21 protein-coding genes and 1 riboswitch are annotated in these 23,170 nt (G+C 71.7%); of the genes, 11 read left to right on the forward strand and 10 right to left on the reverse strand.

What is annotated here, in order from left to right:
* Positions 1 to 11 precede the first annotated feature (11 nt).
* The gene (locus V6V89_RS14820) at positions 12 to 926 is read right to left on the reverse strand and encodes a serine hydrolase (RefSeq protein WP_334619681.1); all 915 of its coding nucleotides are present in this window, start codon (positions 924 to 926) and stop codon (positions 12 to 14) included.
* 228 nt (positions 927 to 1,154) lie between these two features.
* Between V6V89_RS14820 and V6V89_RS14825 the strand changes: the two genes are divergently transcribed.
* Both V6V89_RS14825 and groL read left to right on the forward strand, forming a co-directional pair.
* Positions 1,155 to 1,358: a cold-shock protein gene (locus tag V6V89_RS14825; protein WP_173040429.1), complete on the forward strand. Its 204-nt coding sequence runs from the start codon at positions 1,155 to 1,157 to the stop codon at positions 1,356 to 1,358.
* A 391-nt stretch (positions 1,359 to 1,749) separates the two neighbouring features.
* Entirely contained in the window at positions 1,750 to 3,369 is a 1,620-nt protein-coding gene (gene groL / locus V6V89_RS14830) for a chaperonin GroEL (protein WP_334619682.1), read from the forward strand.
* 63 nt (positions 3,370 to 3,432) lie between these two features.
* On the opposite strand, the gene V6V89_RS14835 is transcribed toward groL, so the two are convergent.
* The 3 genes from V6V89_RS14835 to V6V89_RS14845 form a co-directional block, all read right to left on the reverse strand.
* Complete coding sequence (locus V6V89_RS14835) at positions 3,433 to 3,687, reverse strand: hypothetical protein (protein ID WP_334619683.1); 255 nt, start codon at positions 3,685 to 3,687, stop codon at positions 3,433 to 3,435.
* A 727-nt stretch (positions 3,688 to 4,414) separates the two neighbouring features.
* On the reverse strand, positions 4,415 to 5,323 hold the full coding sequence (locus V6V89_RS14840) for a GNAT family N-acetyltransferase (protein ID WP_334619684.1): 909 nt from the start codon (positions 5,321 to 5,323) through the stop codon (positions 4,415 to 4,417).
* Positions 5,324 to 5,334: 11 nt separating this feature from the next.
* Entirely contained in the window at positions 5,335 to 7,545 is a 2,211-nt protein-coding gene (locus tag V6V89_RS14845) for a S8 family serine peptidase (RefSeq protein ID WP_334619685.1), read from the reverse strand.
* Positions 7,546 to 7,574: 29 nt separating this feature from the next.
* On the opposite strand from V6V89_RS14845, the gene V6V89_RS14850 reads away from it, so the two are divergent.
* The 3 genes from V6V89_RS14850 (at position 7,575) to V6V89_RS14860 (ending at position 10,201) form a co-directional block, all read left to right on the forward strand.
* Positions 7,575 to 9,365 carry a glycerol-3-phosphate dehydrogenase/oxidase gene (locus V6V89_RS14850; RefSeq protein ID WP_334619686.1) on the forward strand — a complete coding sequence of 597 codons (1,791 nt, stop codon included), beginning with the start codon at positions 7,575 to 7,577 and terminating at the stop codon, positions 9,363 to 9,365.
* A gap of 346 nt (positions 9,366 to 9,711) precedes the next feature.
* Complete coding sequence (locus tag V6V89_RS14855; RefSeq protein ID WP_334619687.1) at positions 9,712 to 9,834, forward strand: hypothetical protein; 123 nt, start codon at positions 9,712 to 9,714, stop codon at positions 9,832 to 9,834.
* 34 nt (positions 9,835 to 9,868) lie between these two features.
* On the forward strand, positions 9,869 to 10,201 hold the full coding sequence (locus V6V89_RS14860; protein WP_334619688.1) for a hypothetical protein: 333 nt from the start codon (positions 9,869 to 9,871) through the stop codon (positions 10,199 to 10,201).
* Here the strand turns inward: V6V89_RS14860 and V6V89_RS14865 are convergent.
* Positions 10,198 to 11,595 (reverse strand): FAD-binding oxidoreductase, encoded by a 1,398-nt coding sequence (locus tag V6V89_RS14865; RefSeq protein ID WP_334619689.1) that lies wholly within the window; start codon positions 11,593 to 11,595, stop codon positions 10,198 to 10,200. The two genes, V6V89_RS14860 and V6V89_RS14865, sit on opposite strands and share 4 nt — an antisense overlap.
* Before the next feature lie 36 nt (positions 11,596 to 11,631).
* Here V6V89_RS14865 and V6V89_RS14870 point away from each other — a divergent pair, with 36 nt between their 5' ends.
* Positions 11,632 to 11,889 carry a DUF4031 domain-containing protein gene (locus tag V6V89_RS14870; protein ID WP_334619690.1) on the forward strand — a complete coding sequence of 86 codons (258 nt, stop codon included), beginning with the start codon at positions 11,632 to 11,634 and terminating at the stop codon, positions 11,887 to 11,889.
* Here the strand turns inward: V6V89_RS14870 and V6V89_RS14875 are convergent.
* Entirely contained in the window at positions 11,866 to 12,480 is a 615-nt protein-coding gene (locus V6V89_RS14875; RefSeq protein ID WP_334619691.1) for an HD domain-containing protein, read from the reverse strand. The genes V6V89_RS14870 and V6V89_RS14875 overlap by 24 nt on opposite strands.
* A gap of 154 nt (positions 12,481 to 12,634) precedes the next feature.
* Here V6V89_RS14875 and V6V89_RS14880 point away from each other — a divergent pair, with 154 nt between their 5' ends.
* Positions 12,635 to 13,774: an FUSC family protein gene (locus tag V6V89_RS14880; protein ID WP_334619692.1), complete on the forward strand. Its 1,140-nt coding sequence runs from the start codon at positions 12,635 to 12,637 to the stop codon at positions 13,772 to 13,774.
* Here the strand turns inward: V6V89_RS14880 and V6V89_RS14885 are convergent.
* Positions 13,757 to 14,953, reverse strand: coding sequence for an aminotransferase class V-fold PLP-dependent enzyme (locus V6V89_RS14885; protein WP_334619693.1), 1,197 nt, complete (start codon positions 14,951 to 14,953; stop codon positions 13,757 to 13,759). The two genes, V6V89_RS14880 and V6V89_RS14885, sit on opposite strands and share 18 nt — an antisense overlap.
* A 10-nt stretch (positions 14,954 to 14,963) precedes the next feature.
* Positions 14,964 to 15,083: riboswitch (SAM riboswitch) on the reverse strand.
* Between the two features lie 392 nt (positions 15,084 to 15,475).
* Between V6V89_RS14885 and V6V89_RS14890 the strand changes: the two genes are divergently transcribed.
* Positions 15,476 to 16,831 (forward strand): PrsW family intramembrane metalloprotease, encoded by a 1,356-nt coding sequence (locus tag V6V89_RS14890; RefSeq protein WP_442935139.1) that lies wholly within the window; start codon positions 15,476 to 15,478, stop codon positions 16,829 to 16,831.
* On the opposite strand, the gene V6V89_RS14895 is transcribed toward V6V89_RS14890, so the two are convergent.
* Positions 16,822 to 17,160, reverse strand: coding sequence for a GroES family chaperonin (locus V6V89_RS14895; protein WP_334619694.1), 339 nt, complete (start codon positions 17,158 to 17,160; stop codon positions 16,822 to 16,824). The genes V6V89_RS14890 and V6V89_RS14895 overlap by 10 nt on opposite strands.
* Before the next feature lie 145 nt (positions 17,161 to 17,305).
* On the opposite strand from V6V89_RS14895, the gene V6V89_RS14900 reads away from it, so the two are divergent.
* Positions 17,306 to 18,562, forward strand: coding sequence for an AI-2E family transporter (locus V6V89_RS14900; RefSeq protein ID WP_334619695.1), 1,257 nt, complete (start codon positions 17,306 to 17,308; stop codon positions 18,560 to 18,562).
* A 12-nt stretch (positions 18,563 to 18,574) separates the two neighbouring features.
* Here the strand turns inward: V6V89_RS14900 and V6V89_RS14905 are convergent, their stop codons facing one another.
* Positions 18,575 to 20,623, reverse strand: coding sequence for an ATP-dependent DNA helicase (locus V6V89_RS14905; protein WP_442935140.1), 2,049 nt, complete (start codon positions 20,621 to 20,623; stop codon positions 18,575 to 18,577).
* Positions 20,624 to 20,735: 112 nt separating this feature from the next.
* Between V6V89_RS14905 and V6V89_RS14910 the strand changes: the two genes are divergently transcribed.
* Complete coding sequence (locus tag V6V89_RS14910; protein WP_334619696.1) at positions 20,736 to 21,239, forward strand: DUF402 domain-containing protein; 504 nt, start codon at positions 20,736 to 20,738, stop codon at positions 21,237 to 21,239.
* Here the strand turns inward: V6V89_RS14910 and sigJ are convergent.
* Positions 21,236 to 22,183 carry an RNA polymerase sigma factor SigJ gene (gene sigJ / locus V6V89_RS14915; protein ID WP_334619697.1) on the reverse strand — a complete coding sequence of 316 codons (948 nt, stop codon included), beginning with the start codon at positions 22,181 to 22,183 and terminating at the stop codon, positions 21,236 to 21,238. The genes V6V89_RS14910 and sigJ overlap by 4 nt on opposite strands.
* A 28-nt stretch (positions 22,184 to 22,211) precedes the next feature.
* Between sigJ and V6V89_RS14920 the strand changes: the two genes are divergently transcribed.
* Positions 22,212 to 23,135, forward strand: coding sequence for a PPK2 family polyphosphate kinase (locus V6V89_RS14920; protein ID WP_334619698.1), 924 nt, complete (start codon positions 22,212 to 22,214; stop codon positions 23,133 to 23,135).
* Positions 23,136 to 23,170: the final 35 nt, after the last annotated feature.

Here is a 23,170-nt window from a genome sequence, read left to right on the forward strand (position 1 = left end):
CGGGGACCCCGCTAGACGGGAGACACAAGTTGCTCGCCGACCTGCCGGCACAGATCGGTGCCGTATTCGAATCCGAGCCGTCCCGGATAGCGGGCCAGAACGCCGAGCACCCAGCCGTCACCGATGGCGAGGCACGCGATGTGCCACAGGCGGTCCTCGTCGCGCAGGAGCCAACCGTTCTTGATGGCGACGGTGGTGGCGATGCGCGCCGGGAGGGCGTTGCGTACGCCGAAGTCGCCCACGCCGCGCACGTGGCGCATCTGCTCCAGCAGCCAGGGTGTCCACCGTGGACCGGCGGCCCGCCCGTCGGCCAGGCAGACTCCGATCCGGACCACGTCGCGGGCGGACACCGTCGTGTTGCTCCACCAGTCGCCGTAGGGGCGGCTGTCGGTCAGCCCACAGATCTTGATGAGCCGGACGATCGAGGCGCGCCGCCCCAACTCCTGGAAGATGGTCTGCGCGGACACGTTGTCGCTGTCGCGGATCATGATGGTGAGCTGGCGCATCCGGGTCTGCTCTGGCCTGAGGCCCCGCTCGGTGGCGCGGCGCAGATAGTCCGCCGCGATCCAAGACTTGACCATCGACATGGTGTCGCTGGGCGCGGCCAGGTTGGACGAGCCGCTGATCTGCCCGGTACGCCTGTCGAGCAACGCCCAGGAGAGAAAGCCGGCACTGTCGATGTACACCGGTCCGGAATGGAGAGCGACCGTGCGCGGTGCCGGCGGTTTCGTGATCTCCGTCCGATGTGGTCTGCTGCTGGCCCGCTGTGGCTGGTGGTCGCCGATATCGACGGCCGTGACCAGCGCCGCCGCGCCCGCGACCGCGATGCCGAGGCACGCGAACGCCCGGTGAGTGGGGCGCAGCCCGTGAGCGCGGTGCCGTCCGGCGCGGTGCCGGCCGATGCGCGCGATCGATGGTGTGGACACGGATTGCTCAACGAGACAGGTGCCCTGGTGGGCGCAGGCAGGATGCCGGGTCACGACCACGGTGTCCGGTTTGGGGTAGTGCGCAGGAGGGTGTCCTCGTGTAGCGTGCGATTTCGGCCGCTGTGTTCGACGGACCACCCCGGACCACGGATCGGCGGCCCCGGTTAGGGAACGCCTCAACCGGGGGTTGTCGAAGACCCAGCACCATCGAAGTGAGGGAAGTGCACCGTGGCACAGGGCACCGTCAAGTGGTTCAACAGCGAAAAGGGCTACGGCTTCATCGCGGTCGACGGCGGGCAGGACGTCTTCGTCCACTTCTCGGCGATCGAGATGGACGGCTACAAGGCACTGGACGACGGTCAGCGCGTGGAGTTCGAGATCGCGCAGGGCCAGAAGGGTCCGCAGGCGGAGAAAGTTCGCCTTATCGCCTAAGTCCACCGGTCGAAAACGCGTTGAGGCGGGGCACCGACATTCGGCCCCGCCTCGCGGCTTTCTGAGTCTGGTGCCCTCGTTGCGCTCGGGTTGTTCGCGCGCTCGGAAGCCGCCCGCGCTCACCGGAGCTTGGCTTCCCGTTCACCGACTTCGCTTGCACTCGCCAGGGCAGAGTGCTAAACAGGTGATTGGCACTCGCGGTGTGTGAGTGCCAAAGGTCGGGACGGTGGGGCCCACGGTCGCGGAGACGCGACACGGGGCCGGTCGTCGCGGGCTATCCGGCCCGGCCTACGAAGCGTCACCGCCGCCAGGCGGTGACCTTTCGAAGGTGCGCGCTTCGAGCCAACAGGCTTGGGGCGCACTGGATGTCCAGCCTGGAGGACAACGCCGTATGGCCAAGATGATCGCGTTCGACGAGGAAGCGCGCCGCGGCCTCGAGCGGGGCATGAACACCCTCGCCGACGCTGTAAAGGTGACGCTGGGCCCGAAGGGCCGCAACGTCGTGCTCGAGAAGAAGTGGGGCGCGCCGACCATCACCAACGATGGTGTGAGCATCGCCAAGGAGATCGAGCTCGAAGACCCGTGGGAGAAGATCGGCGCCGAGCTGGTCAAGGAGGTCGCGAAGAAGACCGACGACGTGGCCGGTGACGGCACGACGACGGCGACCGTCCTGGCCCAGGCGCTGGTCCGCGAAGGTCTGCGCAACGTGGCGGCCGGCGCCAACCCGATGGCCCTGAAGCGGGGCATCGAGGCGGCCGTCGCCAACGTCGCGGAGGAGCTGGCGAAGATCGCCAAGGACGTCGAGACCAAGGAGCAGATCGCCTCGACGGCGTCGATCTCCGCTGGTGACGCGACCGTTGGTGAGATCATCGCCGAGGCGATGGACAAGGTCGGCAAGGAAGGCGTCATCACCGTCGAGGAGAGCAACACCTTCGGCCTGGAGCTTGAGCTCACCGAGGGTATGCGCTTCGACAAGGGGTACATCTCGCCGTACTTCTGGACCGACGCGGAGCGGATGGAGGCGGTCCTCGACGACCCCTACATCCTGATCGTGAACAGCAAGATTGCCTCGGTGAAGGACCTGCTGCCGATCCTCGAGAAGGTCATGCAGTCGGGTAAGCCGCTGGCGATCATCGCCGAGGACGTCGAGGGCGAGGCCCTGGCGACCCTGGTGGTCAACAAGGTGCGCGGCACCTTCAAGTCGGTTGCCGTCAAGGCTCCCGGCTTCGGTGACCGCCGCAAGGCGATGCTGACCGACATCGCGATCCTGACCGGTGGCCAGGTCGTCAGCGAAGAGGTCGGCCTCAAGCTCGACGCCGCCACGCTCGACCTGCTGGGCCGGGCCCGCAAGGTCGTGGTCACCAAGGACGAGACCACGATCGTGGACGGCGCCGGTGACCAGGAGCAGATCCAGGGTCGGGTCAACCAGATCCGGGCCGAGATCGAGAAGAGCGACTCGGACTACGACCGGGAGAAGCTCCAGGAGCGGCTGGCCAAGCTCGCCGGCGGTGTCGCGGTGATCAAGGTCGGCGCGGCCACCGAGGTCGAGCTCAAGGAGCGCAAGCACCGCATCGAAGACGCGGTGCGCAACGCGAAGGCCGCCGTCGAGGAGGGCATCGTCCCCGGTGGTGGTGTCGCGCTCGTACAGGCCGGCAAGTCCGCCTTCGACAAGCTCGACCTGGTTGGCGACGAGGCGACCGGCGCGCAGATCGTGAAGATCGCGCTTGACGCCCCGCTGCGCCAGATCGCCGTCAACGCCGGCCTCGAGGGCGGCGTCGTGGTGGAGAAGGTGCGCAACCTGGAGGTCAACCACGGCCTCAACGCCGCCACCGGCGACTACGTCGACCTGCTGGCGGCCGGCATCATCGACCCGGCCAAGGTGACCCGCTCGGCGCTGCAGAACGCGGCCTCGATCGCGGCCCTGTTCCTGACCACCGAGGCTGTGGTCGCGGACAAGCCGGAGAAGGAGAAGGCCCCGGCCGCCCCGGGCGGCGGGGACATGGACTTCTAGTCCATCCCTTCACTGACGAATAAGGGGCGAGCCGTTCGGCTCGCCCCTTATTCGTGCGCGTTTCTAGCGTCTGGGCTGGTTGCGCTGCTTGTCAGCCCTGGTCATCGTCTGCCGCTCCCGCGCCGGCACGTCGGGCGCCGCCACCGGCTCGTCGGTCATCGGGTCCATCCGCTCCATCGGGCGTCTGGCGTCCATGTCGCGCCGATTCGCCGTGGCCTGCTCGTCGGGCGTGCCACCAGCTGTTTCGGCGGGCATGTGCGCCATGCGCGACTTCGCTGTCGTACGGAGATCGTCCTTTGGTCGCTTGTCCTTGGCCATGATCTCCTCCTTCCATACGACACCGTATGAGCCACCTGGCGGAGCCTGCGGTGAAACGCGACTATCCACCCGGACATCCCTTCCGCTCCCCTCGTCCCATTCACCACCCCGCGTCCGCGTCCCGCCCCTCCTCGTCCATCAAGGCCGACGCACGTGCGTCCCGCCCCTCCTCGTCGATCAAGGCCGAACGCACGTGCTTTGATCTCTTTTCCACGTGCATTTGCCCTTGATCGATGCCGATCTCCTTGATCGCGGCCCGGGCGCGGGCTGCCGGCATCGCGCGCCGGCATCGCGCGTCGGGCTGCGGCGTACGGCCGCGTCGCACCGCCTGGCCGCCCTGGCTGTGCCGGGCCCCGTCGGCGGAGCGCGCAGGCCTGGCGGTATTGCGGCCGTCATCACTCCGTGAGGGCGCAGTTCCGGATTCCGGCCTTCACCAGCCCGTAGGGCGCAGGTTTCTGGCTTGCGGCCTTCAATCCTCCGTCAGGGCGCAGTTCCGGGAAACTGCCTGCGGGCGCCGGTGATGGACGGCACATGGAGGGCGCGCCGCGGCGACCGTGCGCGGTGCGGGTCCTCGCCCGCCCGGCGCCGGTGATCCGCGCGGCGCACCTCGTGCACGCCGCGTCGATCAAGGAGATCTCTATCGATCAGGGCCAAGCGCACGTGGAAAAGAGATCGAACCACGTGCATTTGCCCTTGATCGACGGGCAGAGGGGCGGAGAGGGCGGGGCTAGAGTTGTTTGCGGTACAGGAAGAACACTCGCTCGATCCATGCGCCGGCGTTGCGGGCGTAGAACGGCACGGGGCCCACCCAGCCGATCTGGCTGCGGGTGATGCCGAGATCGTGCTGTTCGCGCAGGCAACGGCGCAGCAGTACGCCTCCGATGCCTAGTCCCTGTGCGGTGGGTGCGGTGCCCATCGGCCCGAACCAGCTCGGGCGGGACGATCCGAACGCGGCGAACCCGAGAATCTCGCCCTCGCCCCGGACAGCCAGGTGGAGGCCGGCGCCCTCGCGGTCGATCGAGTGCGCGACCTCGCCCGCCCAGGACGCCCCAAATGTGCTCCGCGCGAACTCCACCAGCGCGTTCGCGTCGTCGGGCGTCGCGCGGCGTACCGTGACGCCCTCGCCGGCCAGCCGCTGCTCGGCCGGCCCGGTCGGGCGCAGCGCGGGGGACTCGTCGTACGACAGGTCGGCGGTCATGTTCCACGCCGTGCGGTCCTGCTCGTACCCCAGCGCCATCGCCGCGCACACCGCCGGCGTGTACCGGACGTCGATGCCCGGCCAGGCGTAGTACGGCGGGTTACCGGCCAGCAGCACCTCGGCCGCGCCCAGCCCGGCCAGTGACGCCTCGGCCCGCCCGATCAGCGCTCGCCCGAGGCCCCGGCGCCGGGCGTCCGGCCGTACCGCCACCAGGTCGATGTGACCGACGGATTTGTCCCGATGTGCGATTGATCCGAGCACCACGCCGGCAACTGAGCCGTCGACGGTCGCCACGAAGCCCGTGCCGGCCTGCTCGCGCAGGCGCGTGACGATCTGCCGCGCCTCGACGGCGTCTTCCCGCAGGTCGAGGGCCGTGCGGCACAGCTCGATGACGCGAGGCACGTCTTCGTCGGTCAAGGGCGTGATCGAGAAGTCCACGGTGGTGGACCCTAGCGGGCGGCCTGAGCGGCGCGCACGGCGGCGTACGCGTCGACCAGGCCCGCACCGGTCAGGTTGGCGGGATTGCCGCAGTCGTCGGTGGCGTCGCCGAGGGTGGCGTCGGTGGCGGTGTCGCGCAGGATCTGGCGCGTGCGCGTGAGGTCACCGACCAGCGCCGGGTTCGCCGACCAAATCAGCGCCACGACGCCGGCCACGTGCGGGGTCGCCATCGAGGTGCCGCTCTGCCGGGCGTACCCGCCGCCGGGCATCGCCGAGAGCACGTCGTTGCCCGGGGCCACCACGTCGGGTTTGGACGCGCCCGTCCTGGCGGGACCGCGGCTGGAGAAGCTGGTCACCGCGCGGTCCTCGTCGACCGCGCCGACTGTGAGCACGTCGGCGTACGGGGCGGGCGGATCGTCGATCGAGTCACAGCTCGGGCCGGTGTTTCCCGCGGCGGCCACGAAGAAGACCCCAGCCGCCTCGAAGGCGGCGGTCGCGGCGCTCAGCGCTCCGGTGTCGCAGCCCTCGATCGGCGGGCAGCCCCACGAGTTGGTCAGCACGTGCGGGGCCCGTTCCGGCCGCCCGTCGGCGAACGCGTCACCGCCCAGCGGGAACGGCGCCAGCATGAACTGCATGCAGTCCAGGTACCGGGCGGGGTTGCCGAGGTTGCGGTCGAGGTTGGCGCAGGCCACCCACTGCGCGCCGGGGGCAACGCCGACCGTACGGCCGACGGCGGAGCCGAGCGTGTGGGTGCCGTGGCCGCCCCGGTCGGTGGGCGTGCCGGTGCTGTTCCACGGGTCGTACCAGGAGTCGGCGCCGCCCCGGTACCCGCTCGACAGCGCCGGGTGCTGACCGTCCACACCCGAGTCGGACGTGCCCACCACGACACCCGAGCCGGTCACGCCGAGCTGGGACCAGACACGGTCGGCGCCGAGCATCGTGATGTTCCACGGTGGGGTGGTCGGTGCCGCGTCGTCGCCGCGGTGCACGCCCTGCTCGGCGGGCAGCGGGCGCAGCCGCTGGCTGAGCAGCACCCGGTCGACGTCGTCACGGCGGGACAGCCAGCCGCGCACCGCCTGGCCACCGCTGACCTCGACGGCGTTGACCAGGTAGTACGGCGTGTAGTCGAGGCGCCAGCGGTCGAGATCGGCGCGCAGGTCGTCCTGCGTCTGCTCGGCGTGCGCGACGAGGCGGCGGTGCACCTCGGCGACCCGGGCGTCGCGGGTGCCGGCGACGCCGCTCAGGTCGGCCTGCGACTTCATGATTACGAAGAGTCGCTCACCGTACAGGCCAGGCTGGCCGAGCCCGATGTATACCGCGCCCCCGGCCAGGGCCACCACGACGGTCGCCGCCGCCGCGACCCATCGCCGGGGCCGCAGGCGGCGCGTCGAGGCGTACAGGATGGCTAGTAGGACCGCGACGGCGAGCGAGCAGGCGGCGGCGATGGCGCTCCAGACCGGCTGGTCCCGGCTCGTGCTGAGCAGCAGACTGATCTCTTCCGGGTCGACGAAGGCGAGCGGGCCGACGGCCGCGAGCGCGACGAGCGCCCATGCCTGCCGGAGCGCGGCGGCCGCGAAGCCGAGCGGCGGCAGCACGAGCATCGCGGCGAGCTGCGCGCCGCTCTGGCCGACGCCGGCGGCGATCAGCAGCAGCGCGACGCCCGCGACCAGGCCGCTGAGGAAGACGCCCTGGTAGGCGCCGTCGAGCACGCTGGCGGCGAACCAGCCCACCGCGACCGCCGCGGCCACCGCGACGGTCGTCTCCAGCGCGCCGCCGAGAGCGCCGGTCCAGAACCACGGCAGCAGCATCGCCAGCCCGCCGGCCACGGCCGGCAGGGAGATCTCCGGCCGCGGCCTGCGCATCGCGACCGCGCCGACCAGCGCCAGCAGCGCGAGCGCGGCGAGGTAGATCTCGTTCTGTGGCATGGGTACCGCGCGGAGCAGCCCGAGGCCGCCGAGCGCCGCCGCACCCGCCAGCCAGGCGCGGCCCGCCGAGCGCACGGCCGTCCCCTGCGGGATCGCGGCGAGAAGAGCGGCTGGGACGCCGACCAGCACCGCGTTGACGACACCGATGAACGGCCACATCCAGCCGGGGGTGGCAAATCCCGAGACCAGCAGCACCTGGTCGATCAGCCAGCCGACCGTCTGCGTGACCACCGTCACGCCCACCGCCCACAGCCCCACCAGCACAGCCGCGACCACCGAGCCGGGACTGCTCCTCATGCCCGACAGACTACGGATACCGTGGTGGGGTGCGTGATCCAGCCGTATCTCGAAACGTCGCTGGCCAGCTCTCCCCGGCTCGCCGGGCCGCTGACCTGCGCCGGCTCCAGTCTGAGCGCTTCGACGTGCTCGTCATCGGCGGTGGTGTGACCGGTGCCGGTGCGGCGGTCGACGCGGCGGCGCGCGGGCTCAAGGTGGCCCTCGTCGAAGCGCGCGACCTCGCCGCGGGCACGTCCAGCCGATCGAGCAAGCTGATCCACGGTGGGCTGAGGTACCTGGAGCAGCTCGAGTTCGGGCTCGTGCACGAGGCGCTCACCGAGCGTGGCCTGCTCGCCACCCGGCTGGCGCCGCACCTCGTGCGGCCGGTGCCGATCCTCGTGCCGCTGCCCGGCGACCACTCGGTGCGCGAGCTGCCCGCACGGGCGTGGCGGCGCGCGTACTACGGGGCGGGAGTGGCGGCCTACGACGCCTTCGCGGGAGTGTTCGGCGGCGGGCGCGGGATGCCGCTGCACAAGCACCTCACCCGCGACGGCGCGCGGCGGCTCTTCCCGAGCCTGCGGCCAGACGTCGTCACCGGTGCGATCCGGTACTACGACGGGCAGGTCGACGACGCCCGCCTGGTGGTCACCCTGGCGCGCACCGCGGCCAGCCTGGGCGCGGCGGTCGTGACCAGCACGCGCGCCGTCGGCATGGTCCGGCAGGCGCGTGAGGTCACGGGTGTGCGGGTACGCGACATGGAGTCCGGCACCGAGTTCGAAGTACGCGCGCGCACCGTCATCGCGGCCACCGGCGTGTGGAGCGACGACATGTCGACCATGCTCGGCGACGTAGGCGTGCGGCCCGGGCTGCGGGTGCGCGCGTCAAAGGGTGTACACCTGGTCGTGCCCCGTTCGGCGATCACCGGTGACGCGGGGTTGATCCTGCGCACTGCCCGGTCGGTCCTCTTCGTACTGCCGTGGGGCGGTCACTGGATCATCGGCACGACCGACACCGACTGGCGGCTCGACCGGGCGCACCCGGCCGCGTCGGCGAGCGACATCGAGTACCTGCTCGACAACGTCAACACCGTGCTCGACCGGCCACTGACGACCGCTGACATCGAGGGCGTGTACGCCGGGCTGCGCCCATTGCTGTCCGGCGAGGCCGACTCGACGTCCAAGCTGTCCCGGGAGCACGCCGTCGTCGAGCCGATGCTGGGCTTGATGCTGGTGGCCGGCGGCAAGTACACGACGTACCGCGTGATGGCCGCCGACGTCGTCGACCGGGCGGCCCGGCGGCTCGGCGTGAACCGGCCGTCTCGCACCGACCAGCTGCCGCTGCTCGGCGCCGACGGGTTCGAGGCGACGTGGCGCGACCGGCTCGACCTGGCACGGCGCCACGGGATACAGGCCGGCGTCCTCGAACACCTGCTGGAGCGGTACGGCACGCTCTCCTTCGACCTGCTCACGATGATCCAGGCCGAGCCACTGCTGGCCAGCCCGCTGGCCGGGGCACCGGAGTACCTGGCCGCCGAGGTGGCGTACGCGGCGCAGGCCGAAGGCGCTCTCCACGTCGACGACGTGCTGACCCGGCGCACCCGGATCTCGTTCGAGACCGCGCACCGGGGTGCCGAGTCGGCCGAGCACGCCGCCGAGATCATGGGGCGGGTGCTCGGGTGGGACGCGGCTGTGCGGGCTCGGGAGGTCGAGCACTACCTGGCCCGGGTGGCGGCGGAGCGGCAGTCCCAGACGATGCCCGACGACGCGACCGCGGACGCGGCCCGCCTGGGCGCACCGGACGTGCGCGGCTTCGCGGCCGACCGCGGCGCCCTCCCGACGTAGCGCACCGCTCGCGGCTCCGCGCGCGCCCTGCGCTCCGGGCGGGCCCCGCTCCGCTCCGCGCGCGCTTGCGCTCCGCGCGGGCCCTTGCGCTCCGCGCGGGCCCTTGCGCTCCGCGCGGGCCCTTGCGCTCCGCGCGGGGCCCCCTCCCGCCGATCAAGGGCAAATGCACGTGATTTGATCTCATTTCCGCGTGCATTTGCCCTTGATCGATGAGGTTGCCCTTGATCGGCGAGCGCGAGCGGCCGGACGGCAGCGGGGAACGGGAACGACGGCGGCGTACGGTGCGTCGGATGGGCGTGCGGTGGGTTGTCCTGGTAGCGGCTGCGGGTCTGGTCGCGCTCGCGGGGTGTGGTGGCTCGGATGCCGCGACGCCGTCACCGACCTGGTCCTCCCCTTCGGCGTGGCCGCCTGCGGCGACGCCAGCCTCGCCGACCACCCCGGCTCCAACCGCGTCCGCGACACCAAGTAGTTCGCCGTCCGCGCAGCCTGGCGGCGCCGCCGGGGTGGCGGTTGAGCGCAGCGGAGGGTTCGCGGGCGTCACGCAGGCCGTTGTCGTGGATTCCGCCGGCGCGTGGAAGTACCAGGGCGACGGGGGTGGCGCCGGCCCCGCGACCGGCCAGCTCACGTCGGCACAGCGTGCGGAGCTGCGGAAGCTGCTCGCGGACCCAGCGCTGCGCCGGGAGTCCGGCGGCGGCCTGGACCGGAGCTGCGCGGACGCCTTCTCGTACACGTTGGTGACCGGCTCGACCCGGGTGATCTGGAGCGACTGCGGCGGCACCACCCCGCCGACGGCGACGAAGATCGTCACGCTCCTGGCGGACGCGACGCCGCTCTAGGTCAGGATCTTGCCGGGGTTCAGGAGGCCGGCCGGGTCGAGTGCCGCCTTGATGGACTTGTGGACGCCCACGCCCACCGGACCCAACTCTCGGGCTAGCCAGTCGCGTTTCAGCAGGCCGACGCCGTGTTCGCCGGTGCAGGTGCCGCCGAGGGACAGGCCGAGGGCCATGATGTCGTCGAAGGCGCGGCGGCACTGGGTCACGCTGGCCGGGTCGGCGCGGTTGACGACGATGTTGGGGTGCATGTTGCCGTCGCCGGCGTGACCGACGACGCCGATGGCCACCCCGTGCTCGGCGGCGATCTTCTCGGTGCCGTCGAGCAGCGCCGCCAGCGCGGAGCGCGGCACCGCGACGTCGTCGATGATCAGACCGCCGTTGCCGCCCGGAAACGCCTCCGCCGCGTACTTCTCCATCGCACCGTGCGCGTTTCGGCGGGCCTGGAGGAGGGCGGCTGCCTCGTCGGCGTCGGTGGCGGCGTACACCTCGTCGGCCCCGGCCTCCCCGCACAGCTCCGCGATCCGTTCGAGGTCGGCTGCGGCTCGCAGGCCCGTGTCGGAGGCTGCGAGCAGGAGCGCCTTGGCGTCCGTCCGCAGCCCCATCGGCCGGTACGCCTCCAGCGCGATCAGATGGGTCTGGTCGAGCAGTTCGAGCAGGCTGGGCGTGAGCCCTCGGGCGGAGATCGCGGCGACAGCGGCACCCGCGGCGGCCGTGGATGGAAACACCGCGACCAGGGTCAGCGAGTCTTCGGCAGCCGGCCGCAGGCTCAGAGTGATCTCGGTGATCACGCCCAGCGTGCCCTCGGAGCCCACGAACAGTCGGGTCAGGTCGTACCCCGCCACGCCCTTGGCGGTGCGCCGGCCGGTGCGCAGCACCTCGCCGGAAGCCAGCACGACCTCCAGCCCCAGCACGTACTCGCCGGTGACGCCGTACTTGACGCAGCACATGCCGCCCGCGTTGGTGGCCACGTTGCCGCCGATCGTCGACGACTCCCACGAGCCCGGGTCGGGCGGGTACCGCAGCCCGTGCCGGCCCACCTCGGCCGCCAGCGCCGCGTTGATCACGCCGGGCTGGACGACCGCGATCCGGTTGACGGGGTCGACCTCGATGATCCGGTCCATGGCGGTGGTGGATAGGACGATCGCGCCGTCGACCGCGTTGGCGGCGCCGGCCAGCCCGGTGCGAGCGCCCTGCGGAACGACCGGTACGCCAAGGGCAGCCGCGATCTGGATCACCGCGACCACCTCCTCGGTGGTCCGCGGCCGGACGACCACGGCCGGCGTGCCGTACTCGCACAGGTCGGCCTCGTCGCGCTGGTGCCCGCGCAGCAGGTCGGGGTCGGTCAGGACGGCACCGTCCGGCAGCGCCGCGCGGAGATCGTCGATGAGGTCGGCCATGTCTCGCAGGCTAGCCTTCGCGTTACGGTGACGACCATGGTGTACGTCGACCCACCCGCCTGGCCGGCCCGAGGACGGCTGTGGTCACACCTGATCAGTGACGTGTCGTACGCCGAGTTGCACGCGTTCGCGGAGATGCTGGGCGCGCCTCGGCGTGGCTTCGACCGGGACCACTACGACATACCGTCGGAGCGATTCGCGGCGGCGGTGTGGCTTGGCGCCCAAGTGGTACCCAGTCGGGAGATCGTCCGTCTGCTGCACGGCGCCGGACTACGAAGGCCGAAGCACCGCTAACTCGCGTGCCAGGTTGGCGCGGGCGAGCTCCTCCCAATCCGTGTGCAGCCGGTAGAGCGCGGGAAGTGACAGGAGCGCCTCCAGGATGGCCGCCCGGCCCGCGCGGAAGGCGTCGTCGGGGACGTGGGCGTACTCCTCGCGGACCGCGGCGGCGTAGGCGTCGTAGTCCGCCGGTGGTGAAGCCAGGATCGCCAGGTCGGCGTCGCAGAGCAGGGCACCGTTGGCGTCGCCCGGCTCGGCGGCGTGCGTGGCGGTCAGCAGGACCAGCCGGCTCACCTCCGCCACCACGGGTGCCGGCAGCCCGAGGGCGGTCAGCTCGCGCTCGGCGAGTGCGGCGCTGGCCCGCTCGTTGGCGTCGCCTGGCGCCCGCGGGTCGTACACCGCGTCGTGATACCAGACTGCCAGCCGCACCGGAGCCGAGCCACGATCCGACTCCACAATGGACAGCATGGCCGTGAGGTGAGCCACCGCGTGGTACCGGCGGTGGGGCTCGCGCCATCGGTCGAGCAGGGCCTCGCCGGCGCCGTCCACCGAAATCGAGGGGCAACCGGCGTCCCGCAGCGCGGTCCGCCACCGGTCGATCAGGGTCATTACCCGATCATGCCGGGTAGGGTGCCGGCATGGCCGAGCTAACCGGCGCTCGCTGCGCTCGCGCAGGTCATGCGCCCTTTGGGTCTCCCTGTAGCCGCCAGTCGCTCCGGTCGCTGTGCTCCCTGCGCTTGGTGGCGGCTGCGGGAGAGGGCGCATGACCGCAGGCACGGACACACTGGTCAGGCGCACCCGCGCCCGACTGCGCGACCGCCTGCGCCGGGTACGGGTCAACCTGCTGCTGGCGGTGCAGACCGGTGTCGCGGCCGGGTTGGCGTGGTTCGTGGCGCACGACGTCGTGGGTCACCGGGCGCCGTTCTTCGCGCCGATCGCCGCGGTCATCACGCTCGCTGTGTCCGTCGGGCAGCGGCTGCGGCGCGCGTTCGAGCTCGTCTTCGGTGTGGCGATCGGCATCGCGGTCGGCGACGTGCTGATCTACCTGATCGGTACCGGACCGGCACAGATCGGACTGGTGGTGGCGCTGGCCATCGTCACCGCGATCTTCGTCGGCAGCGGGTCGGCGCTGATCACCCAGGCCGCCTCTTCGGCGGTTCTCGTGGCGACGCTCACCCCGCCGTCGAACGGCATCTCGTACGGGCGGTTCGTGGACGCCATGGTCGGTGGCCTCGTCGGCCTGGGTGTGATGGCGCTGCTCCTGCCGCTCAACCCGCTCACGGTCGTCGGTCGGGCGGCGCGACCGGCGCTGGGCGTACTCGCTCATGGGTTGATCGAAATCGCCGATGCGCTGGCGGCACGCGACGGCGAGCGGGCGGAGGCCGTGCTGGCCCGGTTGCGCACCTCAGAGGGGGACGTGCGGCGCCTCCAGGAGGCCATCGACGCGGCCAGCGAGACGGCGGCGCTCGCGCCAGCGAGGTGGCGGACCAGGGGCGCCCTGAACCAGTACGTCGATGGGGCGGAACACGCTGCGCGGGCGCTGCGCAACGGCCGGGTACTGGTCCGGCGGGCGATCGCGCTGATCGGCGACGGTGAGGACGCGCCCAAGCATCTGGTGGACGCCGTCCGGTCGCTCGGCGAGTCGGTGACCTGGCTGGAGAAGGAACTGGCCGAGGCGGCCGAACCGGTGGCGTGCCGGGAGCGGGCGTTGCGGGCGGCGAGCGAGGCCGGTCTCGCGTACGCCGCCGGGGTGGGCTTCTCCGGCAGCGTGATCGTGGCGCAGGTGCGGTCGACGGCGATCGACCTCGTACGCGCGTCCGGCGTCGGCGCCGACGAGGCACGCCGCCTGGTCCGCCGGGCCGTCGGCCGCCACGTGCCCGATCGTTCAGGCGACAAGTCGTAGCCCTCGCCGCCGGTCCAGGGCGCCGAGCAGTGCGTCTACATCGGACGGTGAGGTGCCCAGTCCGATGCTGGCGCGCAGCGCGGTCGGTGGGAGATCGCGGCGCCCGGCGCGCGCGGCGGCCTCTGCTATCAGCCGGCGGGCCAGTGGATGCGCGCAGAACAGCCCATCCCGAACGCCGATGTTGTGGTCACGGGCCAGTTCGGCGGCCACCTCGGCGGAGTCCCGCCCGGCGACCACAAAGGACACGATGCCCACCCGGTCGGCGTCCGGCGCGAACATGCGCAGCTCGGCCACGCCCGGGATATCCGCCAGCCCAGACCGCAGCCGGTGCAGAAGAACCTGCTCCCGCTCGTGCAGCGCCTCGAAGTCGAGTGCGGTGCACACGGCAGCCAACGCGACGGCGCCCAGCAGGTTGGGGGTACCCGCTTCGTGCCGGGCCGGACCCGCCGCCCACCGCACGTCGTGAGTCGCGGCGCCGACATGCGTCGTGGCGCCGCCGCCGGCCAGGTACGGCGGCGCGGCGTCCAGCCAGTCGCCGCGCCCCGCGAGCACGCCCGCGCCGAACGGCGCGTACAGCTTGTGCCCTGACAGCGCCACGTAGTCGACGCCCAGCGCGGCGATGTCGATCGGCGCGTGCGGAGCCAACTGCGCAGCGTCGACCGCGATCCGGGCGCCGTGCCGCCGTGCGATGGTGGCCAGGTTGGCGATCGGCCAGCGCTCGCCGGTGACGTTGCTGGCGCCGGTGACCGCGACGAGCGCGGGCCGGTCCAGCTCGCGCAGGGCGGCATCGACGGAGCGGATCGCCGCGCCGGGACAGTCGGGTACCGGCAGCCGCACCGAACCCACCGGCCAGGGCAGCAGGTTGGCGTGGTGCTCTGCGCCGAACGTCACCACCGGAGTACCCGCGGGCAGCGCGCGAGCCAGCAGGTTGAGCGCGTCCGTGGTGTTGCGGGTGAAGATCACGTGATCGTCGGGCCGGGCACCGACGAAGTCGCCGACAGCCTCCCGCGCCCGTTCATAGGCCAGCGTGCACCTGCGCGACAGCGCGCCCGCGCCCCGGTGCACGCTGCCGTACCAGGGCAGGAGCTCGGCGACGGCGTCCGCGGCGGCTTGGGCGCACGGCGCGGTGGCGGCGTAGTCGAGGTTGATCTGGTCGGGTACGCCAAGAACGGCGGTCATGATGCCTCCGAGTCCACGCTTGTCCGGCGGACCGTCCAGCCGGACCCGGTCATCACCCGGGGCACCCCACCGCGAACTCGACGAGGGTTGCCGGCCAGCAAGCCGGGGCTTGACGCTGGCGCTCGTGACCTGAGGGCCAGCATAGCCTGCGGCTCGGGCGACCGGCCGGCTCCCGGAGGCCGTCCTGTAGACCGCAGTCGCTCTGGTCGCTGCGCTCCCGACGCTTGGTGCGGTCTGCGGACGGCGCGCGCTCGCTGTGTCTGATGCCCTCGCTGCGCTCGGGTCGCTCGGGTCGCTCGCGCGCTTGGGGGCCGTCCTGTAGACCGCAGTCGCTCTGGTCGCTGCGCTCCCGACGCTTGGTGCGGTCTGCGGACGGCGCGCGCTCGCTGTGTCTGATGCCCTCGCTGCGCTCGGGTCGCTCGCGCGCTTGGGGGCCGTCCTGTAGACCGCAGTCGCTCTGGTCGCTTCGCTCCCGACGCTTGGTGCGGTCTGCGGACGGCGCGCGCTCGCTAGGCTGGCCGCATGGCCGTCGCAGCTCCGCCCCTTCCGCCGCCGCTGCCGACCACGCCTGCGCGGCGCGGGCTGAAGCGCGGGCTCCAGATCGGGGCGGTCATCGCCTTCATCGCGATCTGCGCGATCGGCATGCTGGTGTTCCTCGGATACAACATCGGGGTCACCGGCCTGATCGTCGGCCTGGTGGCGGCCATCCTGCCGGTGCCCGCGTTGATCGCCTGCTTCATGTGGCTCGACCGGTACGAGCCGGAGCCCGTCCGCTATCTCGCCTTCTGCTTCACCTGGGGTGCGTTCGTAGCGACCCTGGCGTCACTGACGGTGAACTCGACGATGTCGTGGCTCTTCAAGCGCGAGGGCATACCGGACGCGCTGGTCGCGGTGCTCGTCGCGCCCTTCATCGAGGAGATCACCAAGGCACTCGGGCCGCTGCTGTTGCTGCTCGTTCGGCGCCGCGAGTGGTCCGGCATCACGGACGGCATCGTCTACTGCGGGCTCTCCGCCGTCGGGTTCGCGATGGTGGAGAACATCCTGTACCTGGGCGGGCACGGCTATGCGGCCGGCGCTGACGAGTACGGGCCGGCGACCGGGGCACAGATGGTGTTCGCGCTGTTCATCGGCCGCATCCTGGTCTTCGGGTTCGCCCACCCGCTCTTCACCTCGATGACCGGCGTGGGGCTCGGCATAGCCGCCCGCTCCGGCGACCGCCGCGTGCGCCTGCTCGCCCCGGTCGCCGGGCTGCTGCTCGCGATGATCCTGCACGGCACGTGGAACCTGGTGCCGACGCTGGTGCAGGTGACGGGGGAGAACCTGATCCTGCTGTACGGCTACATCGGTGTGATGGTGCCGATCTTCCTCGCGATGGTGGGCTTCGCGGTGTGGCTGCGCGGCTGGGAGGGCCGGCTGACCGAGCGCACGCTGCCCGACTACGTGAAGGCAGGGTGGCTGTCACCGCCGGAGGTCGCCGCGCTCGGCAGCCTCGGGCGGCGGCACTCCGCGCGGCGGTGGGCCCGCCGGGTGGCGGGTGACGCGGGCCTCCGGGCGATGCGCGGGTACCAGTTCGCCGCGACCCGGCTGGCACTGCTGCGCGACGAGATGCGGCGCGGCCTCGACCGCACCCCACAGGGCGCCGCCCGGGCAGCGGCCGAGGAGCGCCGGCTGCTCGACGAGATCGCCGGGTACCGCAGCGTCTTCGTGGGCCGCGACCCGCAGGCGCCACGTGCGGTCTGGGACGGCGCTCGGTATCACCTGACGTTTCCCGACGGGGTCACCCGCATGGTCGACGCGCCCGACGAGCCGGTCGTGCCGATCCCGGTTGTGATGGCGCCCCCGCCCCCGCCTCCACCGCCTTACCCGACTTATAGGTAAAGGCCGGTCGAGTCGGGCTCGACGCGCTGGGCGGCCACGGCGTGCACGTCGCGCTCGCGCAGCAGCACGTACTCCCGGCCGTGCAACTCGACCTCGGACCGCTCGTCGGGGTCGAAGAGCACCCGGTCACCGGCCACGATGGACCGGACGTGCGGGCCCACGCCCACGGCCGTCGCCCAGGAGAGGCGGCGCCCCATCGAGGCGGTGGCGGGGATGACAATGCCGACGCTCGATCGGCGCTCTCCCTCGTTGCCCTCCAGTCGGACGAGTACGCGGTCGTGCAGGAGCCGGATCGGCAGGCCGTGCTCGATGTCGGAATCGGCGGTCACGACCGAACGCTACCGTGTCAAGTACCTGGCCGCTGCGGGTGTAGCCCCTGATGATGTGGGGGAAGACTCAGGGTCTGATGGGCGGGATCGGCCGGTTACCCCGGGCTAACGTTAGGAAGCTGATTTCTCCAGCGAGGAGGAGCCCTTGAGCCGGGTAGAGCGGGTGCGGGCAAATCTGCGCCGGGCGTACGAGGCTGGTAAGGAGTCGGTGCGCGCGCGCCGCGCCGAGGCCGGCAACGGCAACGGCGGATACCGCGACGAGCCGCCGCCGGACGTTGCCCCGTCCACCGAACTGCACCCGACGACGGCGAGTCGCGACGACGCCGACGTCCCGCACGGGCTTCGCATCGCCGCCGCCTGGTCGTGGCGGCTGATCGTGATCGGTGTACTCGGATGGGCGCTCCTCCGAGTGATCAGTAGGTTGCACATCGTGGTCGTCCCGCTGGTGATCGCGCTGCTGCTCACCGCCCTGCTCGCGCCGGCCGTGCAGTCGCTGCTGCGGGCCAGGTTTCCGAAGTCACTGGCTACCGCGCTCGTCGTCATCGGCGGCCTGGCCGCGGTCGTCGCCACGCTGACGCTGGTCATCACCGAGTTCATCGACGGTCTGCCCCAGCTCACTGACAGCGCCACCAAGGGCGTGCGGCAGATCCAGGACTGGCTCCAGACCGGGCCGCTGCACCTGTCCGACAGCCAGCTCGACACGTACATCGACACCGGGGAAAACTGGCTCAAGGAAAACACCGCCTCCCTCACCGACGCGGGCGTGGCCACGGCCACCACCGTCTTCGAGGTGCTCACCGGGATGTTCCTGGTGCTCTTCGCCACATTCTTCTTCCTGCGTGACGGCAGCCGGATCTGGCGCTTCATCGTCCGGCTGCTTCCGGTGCGGGCGCGCTGGCAGGTCGACGACGCGGGCCGGGCGGCCTGGCTGAGCCTAGTGGCGTACGTACGGGCGACCGTGCTGGTGGCGTTCATCGACGCGGTCGGCATCGGCGTGGCCGTGTGGATCCTGGGCGTACCGTTCCCGCTCCCGCTCGCCGCGCTGGTCTTCCTCGGCGCCTTCATCCCGATCGTCGGCGCGACCCTGTCCGGGGCCGTGGCGGTGCTGATCGCTCTCGTCGACAGCGGCTGGGTCACCGCGTTGATCCTGCTGGGCGCGGTGATCGCGGTGCAGCAGCTCGAAGGGCACGTGCTACAGCCGCTCATCATGGGCCGGGCGGTGGCGATCCACCCGCTCGCCGTGATCGTGGCGATCGCCGGCGGGGTAGTGCTGGCGGGAATCGTTGGCGCGCTGGTGGCGGTGCCGCTCGTGGCGGTGCTCAACACGGGCGTCCGCCGCCTGACCCATCGCCGCCCCGAAGCGCCCCCGGAGGCCGTAGTAGTGGCCTCCAGCCCACCGTGAGCCCTGGGTGGGCTACGAGGCGGCCAGGCGCTTGAGGGCGCCCACCGCTATCTCGTGACGGGTCGTGTACCAGAACGGGGGCAGCGACTTGCGCAGGAACGAGCCGTAGCTGCGTGCGGTCTCCAGGCGGGAGTCGAGCACCGCGACCACACCCTTGTCGCCCGTCGACCGGATCAGGCGGCCGACGCCCTGCGCCAGTCGTATCGCCGCGATGGGCACGCTCACGGAGGCGAACCCGGACCCGCCGGCCGCGTCGACCGTCGCCGCTCGGGCGGCAGCCAAGGGCTCGTCGGGCCGGGGAAACGGCAGCCGATCGATGACCACGAGCTGGCACGCGTCGCCGGGCACGTCGACGCCCTGCCACAGCGACATCACACCGAAGAGGCAGCTCGACCGGTCATCGCGGAACCGCCGCACGAGCAGCGGCAGCGCCTCCTCGCCCTGGAGGAGGACGGTCAGGTCGGTGCGGGCCCGGACCAGCTCGGCAGCCTGCTGCGCGGCTCGCCGGGAAGAGAAGAGGCCGAGGGTGCGGCCGCCGAGCGCCTCGATGAGCGTCAGCAACTCGTTGCCAGCGGCCTCGGGCAGCCCGGACGCCGCGGGCCGGGGCAGGTGCGCGGCCACGTACAGGATGCCCTGGCGCGGGTAGTCGAACGGCGACCCCACATCGAGCGACGTCCACTCCGAGTCATCGTCGTCGACACGGCCCTGAGCGGGGGTGGGCGCGGAGGCCAGGCCCAACGCCCGGGCCACCGTGTCGAACCGGCCGCCGAGCGCCAGCGTCGCCGACGTGGCCACGACCGTGCGCTCGTCGTACAGGTGCGTGGCGAGCGTGCCGGCGACGGACAGCGGCGCCACCACGACCGCCCGCCGGCCGGCGCCCAGTCCCTCCGGCTTTTCGACCCAGGCGACGTCGTGGTCGGCCTCTTCCAGGAGCCGCTGCGTCGTCTTCGACAGCTCGTCGAGCACGGCCTTGGCCTGCTGCTTGCGCACAGGGTCGGAGTCGTCGGCCTTGATGTCGCCGATGCCGTCGAGCCCGGCGCGGGTGGCCGCGTCGAGCAGCGTGCACGCCTCGCGCAGGGCATTCGGGAGCCCGGCTGTGATGCGACCAGCCGGTGACTCGGCCAGGCCGACGGCGAGCGCGTCGCCGGACTCCACCAACGACTCGTATGCCTGTGGCTGCACGAAGGCGCGCGCCCGCCGGGCCGCTCGTTCGATGAGGTCGGGCGTCAGCTCGGCCTGCGACGCCGAGGACACCCGGTCGGCCAGCTCGTGAGCCTCATCGACGATGAGCAGCTTGTGCGGCGGGACGATGTGGCGGCCGGCGAGCATGTCGACAGCCAGCAGGCTGTGGTTGGTGACCACGATGTCGGCCTCGCGGGCGCGGGCTCGGGACGCCTCGGCGAAACACTCCGCGCCGTAGGGGCAGCGGTTGGCGCCGACGCACTCGCGGGCTGGCATGGAGACCAGCCGCCAGGCTTGATCGTCGACGCCCGGGTCCAGCTCGTCGCGGTCACCGGTGTCGGTCTTCATCGCCCACTCGCGCAGCCGTTGGATCTGCTTGCCCAACCGGCCCGCCTCGCCGAGCCACTTGGTGCCGCCACCGCTCGACGGCGCGTCGAAGAGAGCGTCGTCTGGCTCGTCCTCATTGGAGTGATCGAGCCGGGCCATGCACAGGTAGTGATGGCGCCCCTTGAGCACGGCGAACGTTGGCCGGCGTCGCAGCACCGGCTCGACGGCATCGGCCAGCCGCGGCAGGTCGTGGTCGACGAGCTGCGACTGCAGGGCCAGCGTCGCGGTGGACACGACCACCGGCCCGTCGACCAACAGGGAGGGTGCGAGGTAGGCCAGGGACTTGCCCGTGCCGGTGCCCGCCTGCACGAGAAGGTGCTGGCCGGTCTCGATGGCCTGCTCGATCGCGCCGCTCATGAGCTGCTGACCGGGGCGTGCGGAGCCGCCCGGAACCGCGCCTACTGCCGCGCTGAGCAACTCGTCGGCGGTGGGCCTGCCCGCCGTTCGCGGTCGGGGAGCTACGGGCGCGGCGGTAGTGGGTGCGGCAGTCACGCTGCGACGGTACCGGCCGACACCGACGGACTCCCGGTTATCCACAAGGCGGTTCGCGATGGACTGAAGCCGGCCGAACGGGCCAGTGAATGGTTCGGTTATGGTGCGGTGCATGCCGAGCGACGTGGTCCGGGTCGTCTATCGCAAGTACGACGGCACAGCACACCGTGACTACCCTGCGCGCCGGCTCGCCGAAGACGACCTGGGGACCTGGCTGGGCGTGACCGCTGGCACGCGGTCCGTCTACCATGGCCGGCCCTCGGTGGAGCAGATCCCGTTCGTTCTGCTGGTGCCGCACGACGCCTGGTGGACCGCGATGTTCAACCCGCCGCCGCGCACCAGCGAGGTGTACTGCGACATCGCCACTCCAGCGGAGTGGAGCGGCGACACGGTGCACATCGTCGACCTCGACCTCGACGTGGTGCGCCGCCGTGCGACAGGCGCCGTCGAGCTGCGCGACGAAGACGAGTTCGAGGAGCACCGGCAGCGGTTCGGGTACCCGGAGGACCTGGTCGCCGAGGGCCGCGGGGCCGCCGAATGGCTTCACCAGGCTCTGGGTGACGGCACCGAGCCGTTCGCGACGACGTACCGGAAGTGGCTCGCTCTCGTCGTCTAGAGGCGCGGCGGCCAGGGATCGGCCTCAGCCGGTAGTGGCGGCACCGCCGCTACCTTCGCCGGGCTGAGCTGGTTGAAGACGGCCGTGACGCGGCCGTCGGCGATCGCGATGGACATCACCGCTCGCAGCGGCCGGCCGTCCTTGTACACGCCTTCAAACTGGATGCCGAGCGCGCCATTGACCAGCACCGGGGCCGTGCGCATCGACCGGGTGTCGCGTCCGAGTGTGCGAACCAGGCCCAGCATGAGCCGGCCCACCTCCACAGGCCCGTGCAGCGGGCGCCCGGCGGCGGGGAAGATCCCGCCGCCGTCGCCGACCATCAGGACGTCGGGCGCCAGCACGGCGAGCAGCTTGTCGATCTCACCGGACTCCACGGCGGCGGTGAACGCGGCCAGCACCCGCCGCTGCTCGGCCAGATCGGCTGTGTGTCGCGGGCCGCCCTCGGCGACCGCTCGCCGGGCGCGCGACGCGTGTTGGCGGGCAGCGGCGAGGCTGATCCCGAGCGCGTCCGCGATCGCGTCGAACGGCACCGCGAAAACGTCGTGCAGCACGAACGCGACCCGCTGCTCGGGCGTCAGCCGCTCCAGCACCACGAGCAGCGCCATGCTGACCTCGTCGTGGCGGGTCGCCACGTCAGAAGGGTCGGGCTGGGTGGAGGGCGCGCGCTCGACCAGCGGCTCCGGCAGCCACTGGCCCGGGTACACCTCGTGCCGCACCCGCGCGGAGCGCAGTACGTCGAGGCAGATCCGGGCGACCGTGGTGGTGAGCCAGGCACGCAGGTCGCGCACCTCGGCGCGGGCGGCCGGGTCGGCGAGCGCGTCCGCGTACCGCAGCCACGCCTCCTGTACCGCGTCTTCCGCCTCGGTGCGGCTGCCGAGCATCCGGTAGGCCACCGCCGTCAAGTGATCGCGTTCCGCTTCGAACTCCGCCGCGAGATCCCCCACGGCTACCAGTGTGCGCGATGATCGGGGCATGACTGAGCTAACTGGCGCTCGCCTCCGCGCGCGCGGGTCACTGGGCGATCTGCTGCGCGTCGGGCCAACCCTGGATCTGATGGACATCGACCCGGGATCGACGCCGGGGCTGCCCAAGAAGAAGGACCCCAAGGGCTGGGCCCGTGAACAGCTCACGGGCATCGGTGCCGAGCTCGCTCGGCACCAGGAGATGCTGTACGCGAACGCCAAGGCGACCGGTGACCGGCGGCGCCTCCTGCTGGTGCTCCAGGCGATGGACTGCGGCGGCAAGGACGGCACGATCAAGAAGGTCGCCGGCGCGATGAACCCGCTCGGCCTGCACATCGTCGGGTTCGGCCCGCCGACCGACGAGGAGCGCGCGCACGACTTCTTGTGGCGCATCCGGCGGGCGCTGCCGGAGGCCGGGCAGGTCGGGGTGTTCAATCGGTCACACTACGAGGACGTGCTGGTGGCTCGGGTCGATTCGCTGGTGCCCGAGCGCACGTGGCGGTCGCGGTACTGGCAGATCAACGGGTTCGAGCGGGAGCTGGTCAACGGCGGCTTCGTCATCGTCAAGGTGATGCTGCACATCTCGTACCAGGAGCAGCGTGAGCGCCTGCTGGAGCGGCTGACCGACCCGACCAAGCACTGGAAGTACAACCCGGCGGACGTGGACGCCCGGGCCCGCTGGACCGACTACCAGGCCGCCTACAACGACGCGCTGAGCAAGTGCAGCACCGAGTACGCGCCGTGGCACGTGGTGCCGGCCGACCGGAAGTGGTACCGCGACTGGGCGGTCGCCAACATCGTGCGGGAGGCGCTGGTCGGCATGGATCTTTCGTACCCGAAGGCCGACTTCGATATCGCTGCGGAGCGTCGGCGGCTGAAGACCGACCGTGCGACCGCTGGCGCCCGAGGTGAACGGCAGGTAAACGGCGAGTGAATCAGCAGGTGGTAGGGGGTAGCCGCCTTCCGGCC

Origin of the sequence: Micromonospora sp. CPCC 206061, from assembly GCF_036906915.1 — a bacterium.
Lineage (GTDB): Bacteria > Actinomycetota > Actinomycetes > Mycobacteriales > Micromonosporaceae > Phytohabitans.

Coding starts and splice junctions, on each gene's coding strand:
- groL (WP_334619682.1), top strand. CDS start 1,750: ATGGCCAAGATGATCGCGTTCGACGAGGAAGCGCGCCGCGGCCTCGAG.
- V6V89_RS14890 (WP_442935139.1), top strand. CDS start 15,476: ATGGCCGTCGCAGCTCCGCCCCTTCCGCCGCCGCTGCCGACCACGCCT.
- V6V89_RS14880 (WP_334619692.1), top strand. CDS start 12,635: ATGACCGCAGGCACGGACACACTGGTCAGGCGCACCCGCGCCCGACTG.
- V6V89_RS14910 (WP_334619696.1), top strand. CDS start 20,736: ATGCCGAGCGACGTGGTCCGGGTCGTCTATCGCAAGTACGACGGCACA.
- V6V89_RS14870 (WP_334619690.1), top strand. CDS start 11,632: ATGGTGTACGTCGACCCACCCGCCTGGCCGGCCCGAGGACGGCTGTGG.
- V6V89_RS14865 (WP_334619689.1), bottom strand. CDS start 11,595: ATGGCCGACCTCATCGACGATCTCCGCGCGGCGCTGCCGGACGGTGCC.
- V6V89_RS14835 (WP_334619683.1), bottom strand. CDS start 3,687: ATGGCCAAGGACAAGCGACCAAAGGACGATCTCCGTACGACAGCGAAG.
- V6V89_RS14885 (WP_334619693.1), bottom strand. CDS start 14,953: ATGACCGCCGTTCTTGGCGTACCCGACCAGATCAACCTCGACTACGCC.
- V6V89_RS14845 (WP_334619685.1), bottom strand. CDS start 7,545: ATGAGGAGCAGTCCCGGCTCGGTGGTCGCGGCTGTGCTGGTGGGGCTG.
- V6V89_RS14920 (WP_334619698.1), top strand. CDS start 22,212: ATGACTGAGCTAACTGGCGCTCGCCTCCGCGCGCGCGGGTCACTGGGC.
- V6V89_RS14875 (WP_334619691.1), bottom strand. CDS start 12,480: ATGACCCTGATCGACCGGTGGCGGACCGCGCTGCGGGACGCCGGTTGC.